A 20,824-nucleotide genomic window follows, 5' to 3' on the forward strand; every position below is an offset into this window, starting at 1 on the left:
CGGGTTTCAGTTCGGCACGATCACGCCTATTGTTATAGGTAGGAGTTGACTCATTGATGACTTCAAATTGCTGGCAAGCATGCTGGTGCAGAACGCGACGATGTCCGTCACATTCTGCAGATCAGGTGGGAACTAACAATGATGGCAAGACGTTAACGAGACAACACTACGGCCCTGACCTGAAGGAGGTCGTCATGCCCCTCTCCGAGCACGAGCAGAGACTGCTCGATCAGTTGGAACAGCAACTGCATGCTGAAGATCCCAAATTCGCCAACGCATTGTCGAGCTCGCCCACCCGAGCGATATCAACGCGCAACGTTGTCATCGGTGTAGTGGTGATGATTGCTGGGCTGTTGGTCCTCCTAGGGGGTGTTGCAACACAGCTGCTGATTGTGGGCATTGCAGGCTTCCTGGTCATGGGTGCTGGCGTGTATGTGGCCGTATCCAAACCCAAATTCAGCGCCGACGCCGGCGCTCCTGGCAGAGCTGGTTCTAAGCCCGCCGCAAAGCAAAAGAGTGGATTCATGAGCACCCTTGAGGAAAAATGGGACGAGCGCCGACGCGAGCAGTAACACTGCCCGCAGTGAGGTACCGTGCCCTCAATGAGGTGCCGTTCTCGCAACGCGACACCGGCACGCCATGGAACCTCGGCCCTGAATGGCTGCTTAGCTAAGCAGCCCGGCCCCAAGTATCTTTGAGCGCGCTCTGTATTCTCTTAACTGGGATGATCCCTCTGTGAGTAGTTTTTTGAAGTAGTCAGATCTGAGTAGCATTTTTGAAACATGAAGGCCCCCGAGGGGGCCTTTTTTCATGCCCTCACATCGCCGCCATGCGGAACTCCGATTTCCTCCACTTGGGCCCCTAATGGCCCCAATATTGGCTCTGAAAGGCTCTACAGGCGCCGCATGGGCCCTAAAGGACGCGTAACTGTTGATTTTCCCTCCACCGCTTGATAGTCAGAAAGATCCCTGTAATTACGGCAATTCTGGGCACGACACGGCGCAAAGATCCCGGTGAATGAAGTTGACGGTGGAGGATTGTGGAGTAATGTGGAGCAGGTAAGAGGGGAATGGACTAAATTGGTCATCAACTCTCAACAACGAAGGCGGTGGCAACTTGTTCCTCGGAACACATTCACCGCGTCTTGATGAGAAGGGACGGATCATCCTGCCAGCAAAATTCCGCGAGGAATTATCCAGTGGGCTGGTCTTGACTAAAGGGCAGGAAAACTGTATTTACGTGTTCAGCGCACGAGAGTTTGAAAAAGTGCTGGACCAAATGCAGAATGCGCCATTAGCAAATATGGCGGCCCGTGACTACATTCGAATCTTTCTGTCAGGAGCCTCAGACGAGGTTCCAGATAAGCAGGGACGGGTCACTATTCCGGCCACATTGCGTGCTTACGCAGGGCTGGAGAAGGAACTCGTTGTCATTGGTGCCGGCAGCCGCGCGGAAATCTGGGATGCACACGCCTGGAACGAGTATCTGGCCGCCAAGGAAACCGCTTTCTCGGCAACTGACGAGATGGGCATTCCGGGTATCAGCTAACACCAGCACACCAGTACCACGGTGGTCTTGAATGAGATCTCCAGCCGCCCAGCAAGGCCGTCAAACCTGGCTCACCTTCCCCGGAGCCAGGCGGGACGGGGCTTGGCGCGGAGGGGGATCTGGTTTAAGACCGCAACGGTCTCTTGCCGGCATAACGCAACGATGCGTTGGCGCGTGCTGAACCAGATCAACACCTTAGAAGTAACTGCAGGATATTTTATTGTCACCATTGAGCCATGCCATGGGGGAACTGCCTCCCCCTCCCGGTTTTGACCGAAGAGAAACGGAGTCGTGATGACGTCGGAAAACCCCACGCCACCTACGTCCGAACGCCACACTCCCGTTCTAAAAGACCGTTGCATCAACTTACTCGCACCCGCTTTTGAGGTTGCCCGCGCAGCCGGACGCACACCCGTTGTCATTGATGCCACCTTGGGTATGGGCGGCCACAGTGAAGCTATGCTTCAGCGGTACCCGGATCTGCACCTGATCGGCATTGACAGGGACATGGAAGCGCTGGGGCTGGCCGGGGAGCGGCTGGCACCCTTCCAGGATCGCACCGATTTAGTCCATGCTGTTTACGATGAAATCAAAGATGTCCTTGATGATCTGGGCATCCCCAGCATTGACGGGATCCTGATGGATCTGGGAGTCTCTTCCCTGCAACTGGACGAACGGGACCGCGGCTTCGCCTATTCCTTCGATGCACCTTTGGACATGCGGATGGACACCAGCCGGGGTCAGACCGCAGCGGATGTCATCAACAACTATTCCGAGGAAGAGCTGGTGCGGATCATCCGCAAGTGGGGTGAAGAGAAATTTGCCGGGCGCATCGCCAACCACATTGTCGCCGCTCGCGAGAAGGCACCGCTGACACGTACAGGGGAACTCGTGGAGATCATCCGCAATGTTGTTCCTTCGGGAGCAGCCAAGACGGGAGGCCACCCGGCCAAACGGACTTTTCAGGCTCTCCGGATTGAAGTTAATGAGGAACTGAGCGTTTTGGAAAAGGCCATTCCCGCTGCCGTGGATGCGCTTGGACTGCACGGACGGGCAGTGGTCATGTCCTACCACTCGCTGGAAGACAAAATCGTCAAGTCCGTCTTTGCCGCCGGGTCCAGCTCCTCTGCTCCAGCGGGCTTCCCAGTGGAGCTTGAAGAACACAAAGCCACCTTGAAACGCCTCACTAAGGGCACCGAAATACCAACAGCGCAGGAAATTGCAGAAAACCCGCGGGCAGCATCAGCTCGCCTGCGGGCCGTGGAAAAAATCAGAATCAGGAGTGCCGCATGAGCCCGAGTGCATTACGCACCATCCCTGTCACAGAGGGCAGCGCCGCCCGTGTGCTGACTGAGCTACCCACCGTCATACCCCTTGAACCTCCGGCCAGAAAGTCTCGGGCACCGTTGTCCCTGGTGGTGAGCACCCCGCGACGTGCACGCTCGCCACTCGCGGCGATCGTGGCCCTGATGGTGCTGGCCGCCATGGCTGTGGTTCTGGTCATGAGTATTTCCGTAGCTAAAGGTCAATACCTTTTGGTCGATTTGAAGAGTCAGCAGTCTGAGCTGATCAAAATCAACCAGACCATGGAACAGGATATTGCGGCAAATCAGGCGCCCCAGGAATTGGCCGCCCGCGCTGCGGCCCTCGGCATGGTGCCCGCAGGGTCAACCGGGCAGATTGACGTGCGCACCAAGACCGTCAGCGGCTCTCCTCTGCCAGCCTCGGCAGACACCAAGGGTCTGGTGAACATCCCACCTGCCGTCGTTGACAAGCCACGGCCCAAGGTAGAGCCTGAGGTTCCTCTCAGCCCCGCCGCCAAAATCGATGCTAAAAAGTCTGCAGAGAAGCCCCAGAACGTGGCCCCCGTCCCTGCACCCGTGATTGTTCCGGACCTTAATGGCGGCACCATTCCGGCACCGGCACAAAAGGACAGTTAACTTTTCTACGATGGACTGAGCGCTTCAGCATTTCGCGAAGTCAGGAACGCAAGGAATTCAAGCGGTGGCACAAAACTCAGGTCCGGACGCACGTAGTGCAACTGCACAGGAACTTAATAAGCTCGGCAGGGTACGTGTCCGCTGGGGTTTCATAGCCATGATGGCAATTTTGCTCGTCATCGCCGGCCGGCTCGTTATGGTCCAAGGCTTTGATACGTCAAAGATGGCGGAGGCGGCTGAGAACCAGCGCACCGTGGAGCAAACCCTTCCGGCTGTCCGGGGAAAAATCATTGACTCCAAGGGCAAGGTCCTCGCCGAGAGCATCATTCGCTATAACATTACAGTTTCGCAGGTTAACTTCAACGAATTCCCGGACTACGACCATCTGGTGCTGGACCCCAAGACTGGTGAAGCGATTGTTGACCCGGCCACAGGCAAATGGAAGATCGTCAACTACACCACTGACGAGGGGATCGAGCAACTAGCCGAGGTACTGGGCCTGCCGTTTGAAGAAATCAAAAAAGCGGTGACAGGAGATCGTGTCCACAACTATGTGGCCATGGACGTGAGCCCGTTGATCGAGAAGAAAATCGGTGATCTGCGTATTCCCGGTATTTACTCCGAGGCCGTGACCAAGCGTGTTTACCCCATGGGCGCCGTTGGCGGGCCGATCGTAGGTTTCCTTGACGGGGAAGGCAAAGCCTTGGCCGGCATTGAGCAGACCATGAATGACAAGCTGACCGGAACCGACGGCACACGCACCTACCAGGCGGGCAAGAACGGCATCATCATTCCCACTGCTCCGGTCCGCACCGTGCCTGCCGTTGACGGGGAGAGCGTCAAGCTCACCATTGACCAGGACATCCAGTTTTACGCGCAGCAGGCAGCCCAGCAGCAGAAGGAACAGTACAACGCTCAGTGGGTCAGCATCACCGTGACGGAAGTCAAGACCGGCAAGATGATTGCTATTGCCGACAGTGACTCCTACGACCCCAACAATGTGGGTGCCTCAGACCCCAGCAACATTGGTTCTCGCACAGTCAGCTCTGCTGTTGAGCCTGGTTCAACCAGCAAGATCATGACTGCTTCGGCACTCGTGGAAGAGGGGCTCGCCACTCCCATGAGTGAGTTCCTGGTCCCGCCAACTCTGAGCATTGACGGACAGAATTTCTCCGATTCCTTCACACACGGGACCGAGAAGCGCACCCTTTCGGGCATCATTACCGATTCGATGAACACAGGTACCGTCATGGCAGGGTCCCGGCTCTCACTACAGCAGCGCTATGACTACATGCGTAAGTTCGGTGTGGGTGAGAAGACAGGGATTCCACTGCCTGGTGAGAGCCCGGGCATCTTGGCGGATTGGAAGAACTGGGACGGCCGTCAGCAATACACGGTGCTGTTTGGTCAGGGTGTTGCGCAAACCCCGCTGCAAACCACCATGGTTTTTCAGACCATCGCCAATAACGGTGTCCGGCTCAAGCCAGCCATCATCGACTCCTTCACCCACGCTGATGGCACGGTGGAGACCCTGCCCCAGGCACCGGGCGTGAAGGTCATCAGCCCGAAGACGGCCCAAGACGCCCGCGACATGCTTGAAGGTGTGGTGACCATGACCGACTACAAGGTCGTTGGCATTCCCGGGTACCGCACTGGCGGTAAGACAGGAACTGCCGAGGCCCCTGCCGATAATGGCGTTGGTTTTGACGGCTACACCACCTCCTTTTACGGCATGGCTCCCATGGACGATCCCCGCTATGTGGTGGGTATAACGGTCCAACGCCCGCAAGGCAACGTCTATGGAATCACTCAGGGGTATACGTTTAATCAAGTAATGGGGCAGGTGCTTCGCAGCAACGATGTCCCGCCATCCACAACCCCGCCCGTCAAGCTCCCCAAGTTCTATAAGTAATGACGGATCAGCACCTTCCGCTATGGATCGTGAAAAAGAAAAGGACTTTGTGCACGTGCCTGTGAACAATCCCGGCGGGCCATCGCGCCCCAGCCACCACAGCGGCGCCACTTTGGCGGAACTAGCCGAGGTGGCGGGCGCCGCCCTGGGCCCCGCCCTCGCCGCCCAGGGGGACCTGCGGATCACTGGTGTGAGCCTGGACTCGAGGACTATCCACCCGGGCGATTTGTATCTGGCGCTGCCCGGTTCCCGCAGTCACGGAGCCACCTTTGCCAATGCAGCTGTTGCCGCAGGTGCACTAGCCATCATGACGGACGAATCCGGGCGCAGCCTTCTGGGGGATTCGGTGCCCGTGCCCGTACTTGCGCTATCTGACGTACGTGCCGTGGCCGGGCCTGTGGCCGCGCGGGTGTACGGCACCACCGGTACGGGAGATTCCGGTCACCGCCTGGAACTATTCGGGCTGACGGGCACCAACGGGAAAACAACCACAACTTATTTCCTGAACTCATTGTTGCGGGCCTTGGGGCATAGCACCGGTCTTATTGGAACCATTGAAATTCTGGCCGGTGAGGAGGCCATCCCCAGCAAGCTGACCACTCCGGAATCCACTGATGTCCACGCGCTGCTGGCACTCATGGCGGAGAAGGACCTGAGTGCGGCGTCCATGGAAGTTTCATCGCACGCACTGGCTTTTGGCCGGGTGGACGGTGTGGTGTTTGATGTTGCCGGTTTCACCAACCTCACCCAGGATCACCTTGATCTCCATGGTGGCATGGAGGGTTACTTTGACACGAAGGCCGCCCTGTTCACCCCCGCGCATGCCCGCCACGCCGTCATCACCGTCGATGATGACTGGGGCCGGCGCATGGCCGAAGGCGCCAGTGTCCCCGCCGTGACCTTGTCCACTGATCCGCTGGCAGCTACTGGCAGTGCCCAGTGGCAGGTGCGTGAGGTGCAGCGCGAGGGCGTGGGCTCACGCTTTACGCTTAACGGTCCCGCCGGGGCTGTCCTGAACGTCCACACGGGCCTTCCCGGGGGCTTCAACGTCTCCAACGCGGCCTTGGCTCTGCTCATGGTGACCACGCATCTGCTCGGCACAGGCACAGGCACAGGCACAGGCTCCAGCACAGACTCAGCCTCAGGCGCCGGGACCACCTCAGGCCCGGGTTCCGGTGTCGGGCCTGGCATACAGATGCTGACGGTACTGACCCGGCTGCAGGAGGCCCTGGATCGATTCGACCCGTTTACGGTGGAGGTCCCCGGCCGGATGCAGTTGATTGGCACAGCGCCCGTTGCCGTGGTGGACTTCGCACATAACCCGGACGCGCTGGCCCGCGCGCTGGACGCGGTCCGCCCCAGCGCCCCTGATGGCCGCCTCATCGCCGTCTTTGGTGCCACGGGGGAGCGTGACGCCAGCAAACGCCCCATCATGGGCGCCGTGGTGGCGCAGGGGGCGGACGTGGTGATTATCACTGACGATGATCCCCACGATGAAGATCCGGCCGCCATCCGTGCCGGGGTGCTCGCTGGTGCCCGGGAAGCTGATCGAGACGGCGCACTGGGACGCGTCATTGAAGAATGTGATCAGCGTGCCACAGCGATTCTCCGCGCCGTTGAACTGGCCAGGGCACAGGATGTCATCCTCGTTGCTGGACGTGGTCACGAGGTGTATCAAGAGGTTAAAGGGGTCAATATTGCCCTCGATGACAGGGTTGAATTGCGGAAGGCGCTGGCGTCCCGCGGATTCCCACTTACCGGAGCAAGCAAGATAGAGTCCCCAACTGATGATTGAAATTACTGCAGCCCAAATCGCCGAGCTCACCCAGGGCGTCCTGACCCAGGGCGCCGACCCTGACGCACGCATTGACATAGCCGCCATTGTTACCGACTCCCGTGATGCCGTGGCGGGCAGCATGTATGTTGCCAAGGCCGGAGAGAGCGCCGATGGCCACCACTTCCTCGGCGCAGCTTTTGCTGCCGGCGCGGTCCTTGCCCTGGCTGAGCGGGAAGTGCAAGACGATTCCGGAACCGTGTTCCCTGCTGTTATTGTCGCCGACGCCGTGCTCGCCATGGGTGCCCTGGCGGCACATGTGGTAGGCCTGATTCGCAGCCACTCACCACTGACGGTCATTGGTATCACCGGCTCGGCGGGTAAAACCACCACCAAGGACCTGCTCCAGGGCATTTTGTCACCGCTGGGAGCCACCGTGGCCCCTGAGGGATCCTACAACGGTGAGGTAGGGGTTCCTCTGACGGTCTTCCGGGCCGTGGCCGAGACCCGCTTTCTAATCATTGAAATGGGTGCCACCAAGATGGGCCACATCAAGTATCTCGGCGCCATGGTGCGCCCAGACTTGGGCGTGGTCTTGGGTGTGGGCAGCGCGCACGCCGGCGAGTTCGGCTCCATCGATAACATCGCCCAAGCCAAGGGCGAACTCGTTGAAGCACTGGCGCCCTCAGGTCGTGCTTTGCTGAACTACGACGACGGCCGGGTCCGGGCCATGGCCTCCCGTTCGGTGGCGCCCGTGAGCTTCTTCAGCAGTGCGGATGCAAACAGCACTGCCGAGATGGTCCAGGCCCGCAATGTGCACACCAACGCGCAGGGCCAGCCGGAATTTGAGTTGAGCTTTCCTGGCCACCCAGAGCCACTGCACGTTTCGAGTAAGTTGTTGGGTCTGCACCATGTGAGCAACTTACTTGCCGCGGCAGCCGCAGCTTTTGCCGTGGGGGCAGCACCAAAAGATATTGTTGGCTCGCTCAATGAGCAGCGTGCGGCCAGCCGGTACCGGATGGAACGTACAGATCGCAGCGACGGTGTGACAGTGATCAACGATGCCTACAATGCGAACCCTGAATCCATGCGGGCAGCCCTGCGTACCCTTGCGGAGCTGGGCGGCAGCGGGGCCCGGCGCACCTGGGCCGTGCTGGGCGAGATGCTGGAACTAGGCGATGCTTCGGTCCTGGAACACGATGCTGTGGGCCGTGTTGCCGTGCGGCTGAATATTTCTCGCCTTTTGGTGGTGGGGCAAGGTGCGCGGGCCATGCACGTTGGTGCCGTCATGGAAGGATCGTGGGGCAATGAATCCATGTTTTTCCCTGACGCAGCAGCCGCGGCAGCCGTCCTGGAAGCCGAGCTGGCGCCAGGAGACGTTGTTTTATTCAAGTCTTCCAATGGCGCCGGACTGCGGTTTCTGGGTGATCGGATAGCATTACCCACGGGGAACAGCCCCACATCAACGAGTGAGACTACTTCAGGCGAAAGGACTGCCCAGCCATGATTGCACTGCTCATCGGAGCTGGCTTGGCTCTTGCCTTTGCCATGATCGGCACCCCCCTGTTCATACGATTCCTGGTCAAACAGGGCTACGGACAGATCATCCGGGAAGACGGGCCCACCAGCCACCAGATCAAACGTGGAACTCCCACCATGGGCGGTACCGTTGTCATCGGTTCGGTTGTCGCCTCCTACTTCATCACCCACTTGATCGTGTGGCTGATCAACCCAAACTTGCCCGGACCGAGCGCCTCCGGCCTGCTCATGATCTACCTTATGGTGGGCATGGGCGTGGTGGGTTTTCTCGATGACTTCCTGAAAATCACCAAGCAGCACAACACCGGGCTGAACCCCGCCGGCAAACTCATTGGCCAAGCTGTTGTAGGCATTTCGTTCGCAATCATGGCGCTGGGGTTTCCGGATAGCGAAGGCCTCACCCCGGCCAGCACCTTCATTTCTTTTGCCCGTGACATCCCCTCATTGAACCTGGCCTTTGCCGGGGCAGGATTGGGCGTGGTGCTGTTTGTGATCTGGTCCAACTTGATCATCACGGCAGCCACGAACGGCGTAAACCTGACGGACGGCCTGGATGGGCTGGCAACGGGTGCGGCGATTCTGGTGTTCGGTGCTTACACCCTCATGGGTATGTGGCAGAGCAGCCAGGGCTGCGGTTCCCGTAAGGTGCCCTCCGAAACAGTCTGCTACCAAGTCCGTGACCCACTGGACCTGTCATTGATTGCCGCCATCATGTTTGCGGCTCTGATCGGCTTCCTCTGGTGGAACACTTCCCCGGCGAAGATCTTCATGGGTGACACGGGTTCGCTCGCCATTGGTGGCGCCATCGCCGGGTTCGCCATCCTCTCCCGCACCGAGTTGCTCCTGCCCATCATTGGTGGACTGTTCGTGCTTATCTCCTGTTCCGTCATTATCCAGGTGGGCTTCTTCAAGCTATCCAAGGGCAAACGCGTCTTCCTCATGGCACCGCTGCAACATCACTTCGAGCTCAAGGGCTGGCGTGAGGTGACAGTTGTTGTGCGGTTCTGGATTCTGGCAGGACTGATGGTAGCTGTAGGACTGGGAGCTTTTTATGCTGAATGGATTGTTCGACTGTGAGCGAACTGCAAAACCAATCTGAATCGCTGAACCGATTCGAATCACTGACCAGTTGGGACGCCGATTGGTCCGGCCTGCGCGTGGTTGTCACGGGCATCAGCAAAACAGGCTTTTCCGTGGCAGATACCCTCGCCGAACTCGGAGCCCACGTGGTGGTGGTGGCCGCCTCAGATGATGAAGAGGCCGTGGCCAACGCGGACACTCTCAAGATTGTGGGCGTTGCCGAGGTGATTCTCGGTGAAGCCTCCTCCATAGTGTTGCCACTGGTCAAGGGCGAACAGGCCGAGCTCGTTGTAACGAGCCCCGGCTACAAGCCTACGCACCCCTTGCTCGCCGCTGCTGCGGCGGAGGGGATCCCCATTTGGGGAGATGTGGAACTGGCGTGGCGTGTGCGGGAGAAGGCTGGGCGAAAGACTGCCCGCTGGATCACCATCACCGGCACCAACGGAAAAACCACCACCACCACCATGGTGGAATCAATGCTCCAGGCTGCTGGCCTGCGCGCCATAGCCGCAGGAAACATTGGCACACCCATCCTTGATGCCGTCCGTGATCTTGAGGGTTGGGATTTTTTGGCAGTGGAGCTCTCCTCCTTCCAATTGCACTGGACACAATCGCTGGCTCCAACCGCCAGCGTTTGCCTGAATCTTGCCGAGGACCATGTTGACTGGCATGGCAGTTTCGCAGCCTATGCAGCCGAGAAGGCAAAGATCTACGCCAATACCGAGATCGCTTGCATCTACAACGCCGAGCAGATCGAGACCGAGCGGATGGTTCAGGAAGCTGATGTGCAAGAGGGCTGCCGGGCAGTGGGCTTTACTACCGGTATCCCGTCGATCGGCATGGTCGGGGTGGTAGAAGGCCTGCTCGTGGACAGGGCCTTCATTGCAGAACGCAAGGACTCCGCCGCTGAACTGGCCAAGGCCAGCGACATTGGTGATTTAGTTCCGCGCCACCTTATGGCCAACGCTGCTGCCGCTGCCGCACTGGTGCGGGCCTGCGGACTCACTCCCCAGGATGTGCGCAAGGGGCTGATCAACTACCACAATGGGGACCATCGCATCCAATCCGTGGCCATGTCGGAAGGCGTCCTGTGGGTCAATGATTCCAAGGCCACCAATCCGCATGCTGCCTCCGCTTCGCTGGCTGCCTTCAAACCAGTCATCTGGATTGCCGGCGGCCTCTCCAAAGGGGTCGACTATGACGACTTGGTGCGCAACCACGCGGCGCGGCTCAAGGCAGTGGTGCTGATTGGCACTGACAGTTCGGCGCTGGCAGCGTCACTTGCCAAATATGCGCCAGATGTTGCGGTTATTGCCACCCAGGCACCCGGCGGGCGCCGTTCCAGCGGATCCGCTCTTCCGGGAGACGCCGTCATGTCGGAGGCTGTAGCCGTTGCCGCCTCGCTGGCCAGTGAGGGAGACACGGTCCTCATGGCGCCGGCGTCGGCCTCCATGGATCAATTCACCTCTTACGCCCACCGCGGCAACGCCTTCATTGGCTCTGTGCGGGAATTGCTGGAATCGCGGGCAAGCGCCAACAAGGAGTCATAGTGGCCAAAACGCCCGCACAGCCACGCAGTTCCGCCAAAAGCATGCCCGCCATGGCCATTGACGGTGCGGTGTCCGCACAGGACGCGGCCAAAGTTTCCGTGGCGGAAAAAGGGAGTCCAGCCAGAGGTAAAGCATCGCTTGGGTCCGCAGTAAAAAGCGGTGCCGGAGCAAAGGGCGGCGGGCCTGTTCGCAAGCCCCTGGCTCGCTACCGTAACTGGTTCAATAGCAAAGTGGGTAAGCCCACCGCCAGCTACTACTGGATCATCGGTACCGCCATCGCGTTGACCATGATTGGGCGCATGACGGTACTCTCGGCGTCGACAGCAGAAACCATCTCCAAGGGACAGGACCCTTACGATCTCTTCATTAAGGAATCGGGCTTTGCTGTGGTGGGCCTGGTCCTGATGTTCTTGTTGTCCTGTGTGCCGAGGAACAGGTGGAAAAAGTTTGCCCCTTTCCTCCTCGGCTTGGCAGTGCTGTTGCTCATCTTAGTTTTCACACCCTTGGGTGTGAACGTACAGGGCAACCTGAACTGGCTCAGCATTGCCGGCTTGCAGTTCCAGCCGTCGGAAGCAGCAAAGCTGGCGCTGGCAATCTGGATGGGAGCCGTGTTGGCGGCCAAGGGACGTCTCTTGCGCAAGCTGGTGCATGTGCTGGTGCCCGCGGCTATTGGGGCTGGCGCGATCATCTTGCTGATCCTCTTGGGTCATGACCTGGGAACCGCCGTGATCGTGGGGATGATGGTGATTGCCGGACTGTGGTTTGCTGGCGTACCCAAGAGATTCCTTGCCCTGGCGATGGGTGCCGCAGCCATTGTTGTTGTGATCTCAAACCTCACCAGTGATAACCGAACCGGACGGTTTGCCAGCTGGTTGGGCGACTGCAGCGCCCCAGGTGCTTGCGACCAATACCTCAACGGCGCCTACGCCTTAGCCTCTGGTGGCTGGTTTGGTGTTGGGCTGGGTCAGAGCCGGCAAAAGTGGAATTGGATTCCCGAAGCGCACAACGACTTTATCTTCGCCATCATTGGAGAGGAGTTTGGCTTACTGGGCAGCATTCTCATTGTGGGCCTCTATGCTGTCCTGGCATTTTCTATTTTCCGAGTCATTAACTCACGTAACGATCCCTTCTCACGAATAGTCTGCGGCATGATTTTGACGTGGATTATTGGCCAAGCGATCGTCAACATTGGCGTTGTGGTGGGCCTGCTGCCCGTGTTTGGTGTGCCGTTGCCGTTGATTTCTTATGGTGGCACGGCGCTGATCATGGTCCTGGCAGGCGTGGGCGTGGTCCTGTCCTTTTCCCGCACTGAGCCAGAAAGCAGTTTGAAGACTTCATGACAGAGAACCACACCACCGCACTCTCAGTGGTCCTTGCCGGGGGAGGCTCGGCCGGCCATGTGAGCCCGTTGTTGGCTATTGCGGCTGCGATCCGGGCGAAGGCTCCGGAAACCGCGATTCTTGCCGTCGGCACCAAGGAAGGGCTGGAAACCACGCTTGTTCCGGCCGCCGGTTTTGAGCTGACGTTCGTGGAGCGAATTCCGCTGCCACGGAAGCCGTCCATGGATCTTGTAAAATTGCCCGGACGCATGCTCCGGGCCATCAGAGACGCCAAAACAATCCTCAATGATGCCCAGGCCGATGTTCTGGTAGGTGTGGGTGGTTATGTCTGTACCCCCATGTATTTGGCTGCCAAGTCGCTGGGTGTCCCGATCGTGATCCATGAGGCCAATACGAAGGCCGGTTTGGCCAACAAGGTGGGCGCCCGCTACACCACACATGTGGGGACGGCGTTTGCCGAGACCGCCATCCGGCACGCCCACCTGGTGGGCATGCCCATGCGCAAGGAAATTGCCAGCTTGACCCGTCATGCAGGGCAAGCTGCGGCCACCTCCCGGCTGGGTCTGGCGGTGGGCAAGCCCACACTGATTGTCACGGGGGGCTCACTCGGAGCCCTGCGCTTGAACCAGGCCATTGCTGCATCCTTGCAGGCGCTGGCCGATGCAGGCATTCAGACATTGCACATCACGGGCAAGGGCAAGACTGTTCTCGGCGATGACGGGGCTGCCCTCGCTGCGCCGGGCTACCAACAGGTGGAATACGTGGATTCCATGGAAGATGTCTATGCGGCAGCAGATTTGCTGTTGTGCCGCTCAGGTGCCGGAACCGTCTCGGAGGTGGCCGCCGTCGGGCTTCCCGCAGTGTTTGTGCCCTTGCCCATAGGAAACGGTGAACAGGCCCGCAACGCGGCCGGGCTCGTGGCGGCCGGCGCGGCGCTTCTGGTGCCCGACGGGGACGTGGATGCCGCGTGGGTATCTGCGGAATTGATACCGCTGTGCCTTGACGCGCCGCGGCTGGCACGCATGGCCGCCAACGCCTCTGAGCTGGGCATCCGTGACGCCGCCGAAAGCATGGCCGCCATGGTGTTCGCCGCGAGTGGGAAGTAAAGAATCATGAGCGAAAAGAAAAGTACCCCCATGTATATTCCACCCACACTCGCCGAGCTGGGACGGGTTCACTTCATTGGCATGGGAGGCGCTGGAATGTCGGCGATCGCCCGGATCATGCTGAGCCAGGGACTACCCGTCAGTGGATCAGACGCCAAAGAATCGCCCGGGCTAGCGGAACTGGCCGCCCTCGGTGCCAGAGTCTATGTGGGCCAATCCGGCGCCAATGTGGATGAGGCTGACACAGTGGTGGTCTCCTCAGCAATCCGTGAAAGCAACCCTGAACTGTCTGCTGCACGCGCAGCAGGTCTGCGCATCCTGCACCGCTCCCAGGCACTCGCCGCAGCCATGGCCGAGGATATTGTTGTGGCTGTTGCCGGCACGCACGGGAAAACCACCACCACCTCCATGATTACCATCATGCTGCGCGGGGCAGGTGTTGACGCCTCCTTCGCGGTGGGCGGGACAGTGCAGGGCTTGGGCGTCAATGCCGGCCATGGCAGCGCGGGAGTGTTCGTGGCTGAGGCTGATGAATCGGATGCGTCCTTCTTGAACTACCGGCCGCAGATTGCCGTTGTCACCAACCTCGAAGCGGATCATCTTGACCACTACGGCACGGCCCAGGCCGTGTTCGCCGCTTTTGACCAGTTCGCCCAACTCCTCCCGGCCGGGGGAGTGCTGGTGGCGTGCGCTGACGACGCCGGATCTGCGGCCTTGGCTGCCCAGTCCGCTGCCACCGGAACACGCACCATCACCTATGGTTTTGCAGATGATGCCAACGTCAGGCTGCTCCCAGGCCATCACCACGGGCTGCTCACCACAGCATCCGTGCTCCTGCAAAACCTGGAGGGGTCAGAACGCACCCTCGAGTTGCGCCTGCAAGTCCCTGGTAACCACAACCTCAGCAATGCTGCTGCGGCTGTGGCCGTGGCGCTTGCCCTCGGCGTAGATGCACAGCGTGCCGTTGAGGCACTTGGCACATTCAGCGGAGCTGCCCGCCGCTTCGAAGCCAAGGGAGAGGGACGTGGCGTGTGCGTCTTTGATGACTATGCGCACCATCCCACCGAGGTCACTGCGGCGCTGCGCGCTGCCCGAACAGTTGCCGGCGCACACAAGGTGCATGTCTTATTCCAGCCGCACCTATTTTCCCGCACTACCGAGTTCGCCACCGAGTTCGCCAAGGCACTTGACCTGGCGGATACCGTGGCTGTTCTTGACATTTATGCTGCCCGGGAAGATCCCGTCCCCGGAGTCACCAGTGAGCTAATCACGAGGGAGCTGAACAAGCCCTTCGGTTACGCTCCGGATCCTCTGGCGGCCGTGGCCCGGTTGTGCGCTGGAGCCGTTGCCGGTGACATCATCTTGACGGTAGGTGCCGGAGACGTGACGGAATTTGGCCCTGTGCTGGTGGCGGCATTGACCTCAGGGGACGTCCATGGCTGAGCCGCGCAAACCGCGGGTTATCCGCACCCGCACCCCAGCCTCACCTCCTGCCTCACCGCCTGCCTCACCGCCTGCAGGCAAGCAGAGGGAGAGCCTTTCCAACAGCATGGAAGTTCCTGTGGGCACAAGTGATTCCGCTGCCACGGCAAAATCCGCCGGCAGCCTAGAGTCCGCTGGCACGGCAAATTCCGCTGGCACGGTACATTCCGCTGGCACGGTACGGGGCACGAGCGAGAAGGTGGCCATGGTTCCGGTGCCCAGTGAGAAAGCCAAGCCGTTCATGTGGGTGCCGCGTCTGAAAGCCAGCCTCAAACCTGCTTCAAAGACTCCGGACGCCAAGGTGGCGGGTGCAAAGATTCCGGCGGCGCCGGAATCACGTTCGGGAAAGGAGCCGGCGGGGAAGGGCTCGGCACTGCCCGAAGCGAGCAAGCCTGTTTCCAGTGAGCCTGTTTCTAAGAGGGTGGGTTCTGATAAGTCAGTTTCAAGTAAGGCTGCGGCGAAACACCCCACTGCGCTTGCTAGTGCCGGCTCTGAAGATGATGGCGTGGCGCAGGTGCTGGCGTTTCCGATGCCTGAACATAAGCGACGGCGTCGGACTTTCCTGATTTCTGCTGCGGGCGTGGTGGCTGTCCTTGCCCTCGTGATGGGTATCGCCTTGTACTCGCCGGTCTTGGGTGTGAAAACCGTTGTCTTTGACGGCAACAAGTTAGTTAGCGAACACACGTTGCAACTGGCCCTGCTGCCCGTCATGTCCCGGCCGTTGCCACAAGTCACGGAAGCTGATGTTCAGGCGCTGCTAGAACCAGTGGTTCAGGTCAAGAGCTCAAGGATTGAGGCCAGGCCACCCTCCACGCTTGTGGTCCATGTGGTGGAGCGCGTACCTGTGGCGCTGCTAAAGAACGGCAAATCGTTTTCTCTGGTGGACCAGGACGGTGTTGAGCTGGGCACAACCATGGACTCTACAACTGCGGCGCTGCCCCTGATCGATGGCGGGAAGGCAGTCATTGGCAAAGCTACTTTCGCGGCCATGACGGCTGTTTTGGCGACCTTGCCCAAATCCATTCTGACTCAGCTTGCCAATGCCACAGCCAAGTCTCCGGAGGCCGTGGAATTGCGGCTCACTGATGGGCGAAGCGTCATCTGGGGTAACGCCAATGACATGGACCTGAAGGCGCAGGTGTTGGAGGCGTTGCTGAACGCTCCGCCACCCACGGCCCAGGAGGGCAAGCCATTACCGGTGCCTGCGCAGGTATTTGACGTCAGTGCCCCACGTCACCCGGTGACCAGGTGAGGGCAGGACAGAGGCGCCTTGTTCTGTGAGAACATTCTTAAAGAAGGATTTTTGACGTTTTTTTTGCGGATTCGGGCGACACGCGGCGGCGGTAATTGCATGCGGCGCAGATGCACCATAGCGTCACTGACAAGAGTTAGTTGACATAACTATAACCTTCAACTTGAAGGTTAAGCTACCAAGGGTTCAGGCATTGCTTCAAGGTTGCTCCCAGGATTGATGCTGGCAGCTGGCAGGCACTTTGGATTCTCGGTAGCAAAGCAAGCTTTTTTGATCTTCGAAGCAACATACGAACAAGGGACACGTAACGTGGCAGCACCCCAGAATTACTTGGCAGTCATCAAAGTCGTCGGCATCGGCGGCGGCGGCGTAAATGCAGTTAACCGCATGATTGACGTGGGTCTGCGCGGCGTTGAATTCATCGCCATCAACACCGACGCCCAGGCGTTGCTGATGAGCGACGCCGACGTCAAGCTTGACGTTGGCCGGGAGCTGACGCGCGGACTTGGCGCCGGCGCCAACCCCGACGTTGGTCGCCAAGCGGCAGAGGACCACCAAGAAGAAATTGAAGAAGTCCTGCGTGGGGCTGACATGGTCTTTGTTACGGCCGGTGAAGGTGGCGGAACAGGCACTGGCGGTGCCCCCGTGGTGGCCCGCATTGCCCGCTCTCTTGGCGCCTTGACCATCGGTGTGGTCACGCGTCCGTTCACCTTTGAGGGCCGCCGCCGCGCCTCAAGTGCCGACAGCGGCATTGAAGCGCTGCGCGACGAGGTAGATACGCTCATTGTGATCCCCAATGACCGTCTGCTGTCCATCAGTGACAGGAATGTCTCCGTCATGGATGCCTTCCGTTCCGCGGACCAGGTGTTGCTGTCCGGTGTTCAAGGCATCACTGACCTGATCACCACCCCCGGCCTGATCAACCTTGACTTTGCGGACGTTAAATCAGTCATGCAAGGTGCCGGTTCAGCGCTTATGGGCATCGGTTCTGCCCGCGGTGAGGACCGTGCTGTCAAGGCCGCCGAGCTTGCCATCGCCTCCCCGCTTCTGGAAGCCTCCATTGATGGCGCCCACGGTGTTCTGCTCTCCGTCCAGGGTGGATCTGACCTTGGCCTCTTCGAGATCAATGAGGCCGCCCGCCTTGTCCAGGAAGTGGCCCACCCCGAAGCCAATATCATCTTCGGTGCTGTCATTGATGACGCATTGGGCGATGAGGTGCGGGTAACGGTTATTGCCGCGGGTTTTGACGCCCCGGACGCCGCACCTGAAGTTGCTGAGCCGGTTGCCGCCGCAGTCCCGCCCGTACCCGCTGCCGTGCCCAGTGGTGCAAGTGTCACAAACCTCAACCAGTGGGGCCAGCAGTCCGCAGCACATGTCCCCGCCGACGGGGGCTTTGATGTGGAGCTGCCCGCTATTGTGGAGCCAGATCTCACCGGTCACCGCGCCGACGAACTGGATGTTCCCGACTTCCTGAAATAGGGGACGTCCCGCCGGCAGCAACCGCTGCCGGCACGCATTTTTCAATCACAATAAGTCATGAATGGTCAGGTTGGTCCAATGTTTTCCCACCAAGAAGTGCGCCCCGGAATTTGGGTCGGCTTCACCGGGACGGAAACAGGCAACCTGGCCTTTCATGTTGGGGATGATGGAGGGGCCGTAGCCCGCCGCCGGGCGGCCTTGAATGCGGCACTGTCCGAGGCCGTCGGAACGGACGTGGCCCTGGCGTACATGAACCAAGTTCATGGAAACGCGGTAGCCATGCTCTCTGCGGGGGCTGCAGCAGGGAAATCTGCTCCCACGGCCGATGCCATGGTCACCTGGGGAACTGCAGGAGCCGGGGTGGCGGTCATGGTGGCCGACTGCGTCCCTGTGGTTCTCGTGGGGGAAACCCTCGATGGCGGTGTGCTGCTGGCCGTGGCACATGCCGGCCGGCCCGGGGTGGAGCGAGATGTCATCGGGGCTGTGGTCTCGGCCATGCGAGCCGCCGGTGCAGACGCCATCGAGGCGTGGCTAGGCCCCAGTATTTGCGGGTACTGCTATGAAGTCCCTGACCAGATGCGCCAGAGTGTTGCTGTGAAGGAACCAGAATCTTTTGCCACCACCTCCTGGGGAACGCCTTCCCTGGACTTGCCGGCAGCGGTGCTGGCGCAACTTCGCAGCAATCACGTCACCGCCCATCCCAGCGGGGAATGCACCCTTGAAAACCACGCATTCCACTCCCACCGGCGTGCTATCCGAGATGGATCGGCAGAGGGCCGATTCATCGCGTTCGCCGTATCCGCCCGGTAGCCCACCAGCTGCCTTTGCGCCAGGAAAGTAAACAACGCCATGAATTCGCAAGACCCCCGCACCCGTGAGCTCGCTGAGCGATTGGCGCAGGTCAAGGAACGCATCCATGCCGCCCAACAAGGGTCCACCGCACCCACGTTGATTGTTGTCACAAAATTCCATCCAGCCGCGGATGTGCTGCGACTGCGCAGCCTAGGCGTGTGTGATGTTGGTGAAAATCGTGACCAAGAGGCAGCCGCCAAAGCCACGGAGGTGGGGGCAATCGATGCTCATCAGCTGCGCTGGCACTTCATTGGACAACTGCAAAAGAACAAGGCTAAATCAGTGGCAGCCTACGCCCATTCGGTGCAGTCAATAGATCGAGGGTCCCTCGTCACGGCACTGGGTAATGCCATGGTTCGCCAGCAGGACGCAACAGGGCGTGAGGCGCTCGAGTGCTTCATTCAGGTTGATCTCTCCGGCGCCTACCCGGATCTAGCGCTGGCACCGCAGCCGGACGGAGCCTCGCACAGCGGCAGGGGAGGGGCAACGCCGTCGTCAATTGCTCAACTGGCAGCCCAGATAGCCCAAGCCTCTGGACTGCGACTGGCAGGGCTCATGGCGGTAGCGCCTCTGGGCGTGGCGCCAGAACCTGGGTTCTCGTTGCTGGGCGAGCTCTCAGCCAAGCTGGTATCCGAACATCCTGAAGCCACCAGCATTTCTTCTGGTATGAGCCACGATCTTGAGGCAGCACTGCTCGCCGGGGCGACACACCTGCGTGTCGGTTCGGATATCCTCGGACCGCGCCCGCTGGTGCGGTAGCGTTTTGAAGACAACAGGAACGCAGTACAGCTGTTGACCAACGAGTTTCTAGCTTGGCACATTAATGAGGAGCAACCATGGCTAGCGCTATGCGCAAGACAATGATCTTTCTTGGGCTCGCCGACGGGGACGAGCACTACGACGCTGAGTACGCTCCGGCGTTGCCCAAGGAAGACGCCGCCGTAGAGGTATTCGAACGAGCTGCTGCCCCGGCCCCGGCACCAGCAGCGGAACCTGCCGCACCCAAGGCCGGCGACGAAGAATACCGCGCACCGGTGACCCCCATCAAGCGTGCCGCATCAACCCGGGAAGAGGCTGAAAGTTTGCGCCAGATCACCACAGTCCATCCTCGTTCCTACAATGATGCAAAGATCATTGGGGAAAGTTTCCGGGACGGCATTCCCGTCATCATGAATGTCACCGACATGGGTGAAGCTGATGCCAAGCGCCTGGTGGACTTCTCTGCAGGGCTAGTCTTCGGACTGCGCGGCTCAATTGAGCGGGTCACCAACAAGGTCTTCTTGCTCTCACCGTCATATATTGAGGTGCTCGGCGATGACAAGAAGATCTCGGACACCCAGGCCAGTTTCTTCAATCAGAGCTAACACCTTGTCTTAGACGACTTGTCTTAACCAAGATATTTTGACTGCCCGGGCACAAAGTGTCCGGGCAGTTCGTTAAGCTGAAGACATCAGAGTTACCTGCGTCCGGGACGTTCCGGAAGCGCACCGATGAGTCTGGCTGCAAGGTTCAAGTTTTTTCTCCTCCTAGGGATTGTGTGCACACGCGTGACAATTGTTTTTGCTCTCCTCTACCTGCTCCTGCTGCTCTATTTCCTGACGCTGCTGCTGCGCATGGTGTTCGACTGGATACAAGTATTCGCCCGTGACTGGCGTCCCAAGGGCGCAGCTCTCGTTGGAGCCTCGCTCGTGTACAGACTCACCGATCCGCCGCTGCGTAAACTCCGGGCCATGATTCCACCGCTTCGGATTGGCTCCGTTGCGCTGGATATTGGCTTCCTTTTATTGCTCGTTGCCGTGGGTATTGGCATGAGTGTGACAAAAAGTTTTGTCAGTTAGAGCCGCGTCGTTAGTTTTCAGCGACAAAAGGCTATATTGTAAAAAGCGATAGAACCCAAGTTCAGATCTCCAGATTTGTATTCGGTACCGTAGTCCGGGGAAGGTTTCGGCCGGTGTCTGACTCACATAAGA

Annotated in this window: 19 protein-coding genes; 18 read left to right on the forward strand and 1 reads right to left on the reverse strand. The window is 59.5% G+C overall.

The features are described from left to right. Positions 1–194 precede the first annotated feature (194 nt). The 12 genes from CVS29_RS09180 to murC all read left to right on the forward strand — a co-directional run bounded on the left by CVS29_RS09180 (position 195) and on the right by murC (position 15,232). Positions 195–572 (forward strand): DUF3040 domain-containing protein, encoded by a 378-nt coding sequence (locus CVS29_RS09180; protein ID WP_110106033.1) that lies wholly within the window; start codon positions 195–197, stop codon positions 570–572. Positions 573–1,116: 544 nt separating this feature from the next. Continuing rightward, a complete protein-coding gene (gene mraZ, locus CVS29_RS09185) occupies positions 1,117–1,548 on the forward strand; it encodes a division/cell wall cluster transcriptional repressor MraZ (protein ID WP_110106034.1) in 432 nt (143 codons plus the stop codon). Positions 1,549–1,842: 294 nt separating this feature from the next. Beyond that, positions 1,843–2,841 carry a 16S rRNA (cytosine(1402)-N(4))-methyltransferase RsmH gene (rsmH, locus tag CVS29_RS09190; RefSeq protein WP_110106035.1) on the forward strand — a complete coding sequence of 333 codons (999 nt, stop codon included), beginning with the start codon at positions 1,843–1,845 and terminating at the stop codon, positions 2,839–2,841. Beyond that, a complete protein-coding gene (gene ftsL / locus CVS29_RS09195; RefSeq protein WP_110106036.1) occupies positions 2,838–3,488 on the forward strand; it encodes a cell division protein FtsL in 651 nt (216 codons plus the stop codon). Before rsmH ends, ftsL begins: the two co-directional genes overlap by 4 nt. Positions 3,489–3,552: 64 nt before the next feature. Then, complete coding sequence (locus CVS29_RS09200) at positions 3,553–5,400, forward strand: peptidoglycan D,D-transpeptidase FtsI family protein (protein WP_308467736.1); 1,848 nt, start codon at positions 3,553–3,555, stop codon at positions 5,398–5,400. Between the two features lie 22 nt (positions 5,401–5,422). Further along, a complete protein-coding gene (locus tag CVS29_RS09205) occupies positions 5,423–7,195 on the forward strand; it encodes a Mur ligase family protein (protein WP_110106037.1) in 1,773 nt (590 codons plus the stop codon). Further along, positions 7,188–8,681, forward strand: a complete 1,494-nt coding sequence (locus tag CVS29_RS09210; RefSeq protein WP_110106038.1) for a UDP-N-acetylmuramoyl-tripeptide--D-alanyl-D-alanine ligase — start codon at positions 7,188–7,190, stop codon at positions 8,679–8,681. The genes CVS29_RS09205 and CVS29_RS09210 overlap by 8 nt, the downstream gene beginning before the upstream one ends. Then, positions 8,678–9,790, forward strand: coding sequence for a phospho-N-acetylmuramoyl-pentapeptide-transferase (gene mraY / locus CVS29_RS09215; protein WP_110106039.1), 1,113 nt, complete (start codon positions 8,678–8,680; stop codon positions 9,788–9,790). Before CVS29_RS09210 ends, mraY begins: the two co-directional genes overlap by 4 nt. Next, complete coding sequence (gene murD / locus CVS29_RS09220) at positions 9,787–11,343, forward strand: UDP-N-acetylmuramoyl-L-alanine--D-glutamate ligase (RefSeq protein ID WP_373366684.1); 1,557 nt, start codon at positions 9,787–9,789, stop codon at positions 11,341–11,343. The genes mraY and murD overlap by 4 nt, the downstream gene beginning before the upstream one ends. Continuing rightward, the gene (gene ftsW, locus CVS29_RS09225) at positions 11,343–12,683 is read left to right on the forward strand and encodes a putative lipid II flippase FtsW (RefSeq protein ID WP_110106041.1); all 1,341 of its coding nucleotides are present in this window, start codon (positions 11,343–11,345) and stop codon (positions 12,681–12,683) included. Before murD ends, ftsW begins: the two co-directional genes overlap by 1 nt. Continuing rightward, positions 12,680–13,789 carry an undecaprenyldiphospho-muramoylpentapeptide beta-N-acetylglucosaminyltransferase gene (gene murG, locus CVS29_RS09230; protein ID WP_110106042.1) on the forward strand — a complete coding sequence of 370 codons (1,110 nt, stop codon included), beginning with the start codon at positions 12,680–12,682 and terminating at the stop codon, positions 13,787–13,789. The genes ftsW and murG overlap by 4 nt, the downstream gene beginning before the upstream one ends. Before the next feature lie 6 nt (positions 13,790–13,795). Next, on the forward strand, positions 13,796–15,232 hold the full coding sequence (gene murC, locus CVS29_RS09235; protein WP_245932142.1) for a UDP-N-acetylmuramate--L-alanine ligase: 1,437 nt from the start codon (positions 13,796–13,798) through the stop codon (positions 15,230–15,232). Here murC and CVS29_RS18450 read toward each other — a convergent pair. Then, a complete protein-coding gene (locus CVS29_RS18450; RefSeq protein ID WP_170120946.1) occupies positions 15,212–15,661 on the reverse strand; it encodes a hypothetical protein in 450 nt (149 codons plus the stop codon). The genes murC and CVS29_RS18450 overlap by 21 nt on opposite strands. 139 nt (positions 15,662–15,800) lie before the next feature. Here CVS29_RS18450 and CVS29_RS18455 point away from each other — a divergent pair, with 139 nt between their 5' ends. From CVS29_RS18455 to CVS29_RS09265, 6 genes are all read left to right on the forward strand, one after another. Next, positions 15,801–16,523: a cell division protein FtsQ/DivIB gene (locus CVS29_RS18455; protein ID WP_170120947.1), complete on the forward strand. Its 723-nt coding sequence runs from the start codon at positions 15,801–15,803 to the stop codon at positions 16,521–16,523. A gap of 309 nt (positions 16,524–16,832) precedes the next feature. Next, positions 16,833–18,002 carry a cell division protein FtsZ gene (gene ftsZ, locus CVS29_RS09245; RefSeq protein ID WP_110106229.1) on the forward strand — a complete coding sequence of 390 codons (1,170 nt, stop codon included), beginning with the start codon at positions 16,833–16,835 and terminating at the stop codon, positions 18,000–18,002. Positions 18,003–18,080: 78 nt separating this feature from the next. Then, positions 18,081–18,812, forward strand: a complete 732-nt coding sequence (locus tag CVS29_RS09250; RefSeq protein ID WP_110106044.1) for a purine nucleoside phosphorylase YfiH/LACC1 family protein — start codon at positions 18,081–18,083, stop codon at positions 18,810–18,812. 39 nt (positions 18,813–18,851) lie between these two features. Further along, complete coding sequence (locus CVS29_RS09255) at positions 18,852–19,613, forward strand: YggS family pyridoxal phosphate enzyme (protein ID WP_110106045.1); 762 nt, start codon at positions 18,852–18,854, stop codon at positions 19,611–19,613. A 77-nt stretch (positions 19,614–19,690) separates the two neighbouring features. Next, positions 19,691–20,218 (forward strand): cell division protein SepF, encoded by a 528-nt coding sequence (locus CVS29_RS09260; RefSeq protein ID WP_110106046.1) that lies wholly within the window; start codon positions 19,691–19,693, stop codon positions 20,216–20,218. Positions 20,219–20,401: 183 nt separating this feature from the next. Further along, positions 20,402–20,692 carry a YggT family protein gene (locus tag CVS29_RS09265; protein ID WP_110106230.1) on the forward strand — a complete coding sequence of 97 codons (291 nt, stop codon included), beginning with the start codon at positions 20,402–20,404 and terminating at the stop codon, positions 20,690–20,692. Positions 20,693–20,824: the final 132 nt, after the last annotated feature.

The organism is Arthrobacter psychrochitiniphilus (genome assembly GCF_003185915.1).
In the GTDB taxonomy this organism is placed as follows: Bacteria; Actinomycetota; Actinomycetes; order Actinomycetales; family Micrococcaceae; genus Specibacter; species Specibacter psychrochitiniphilus.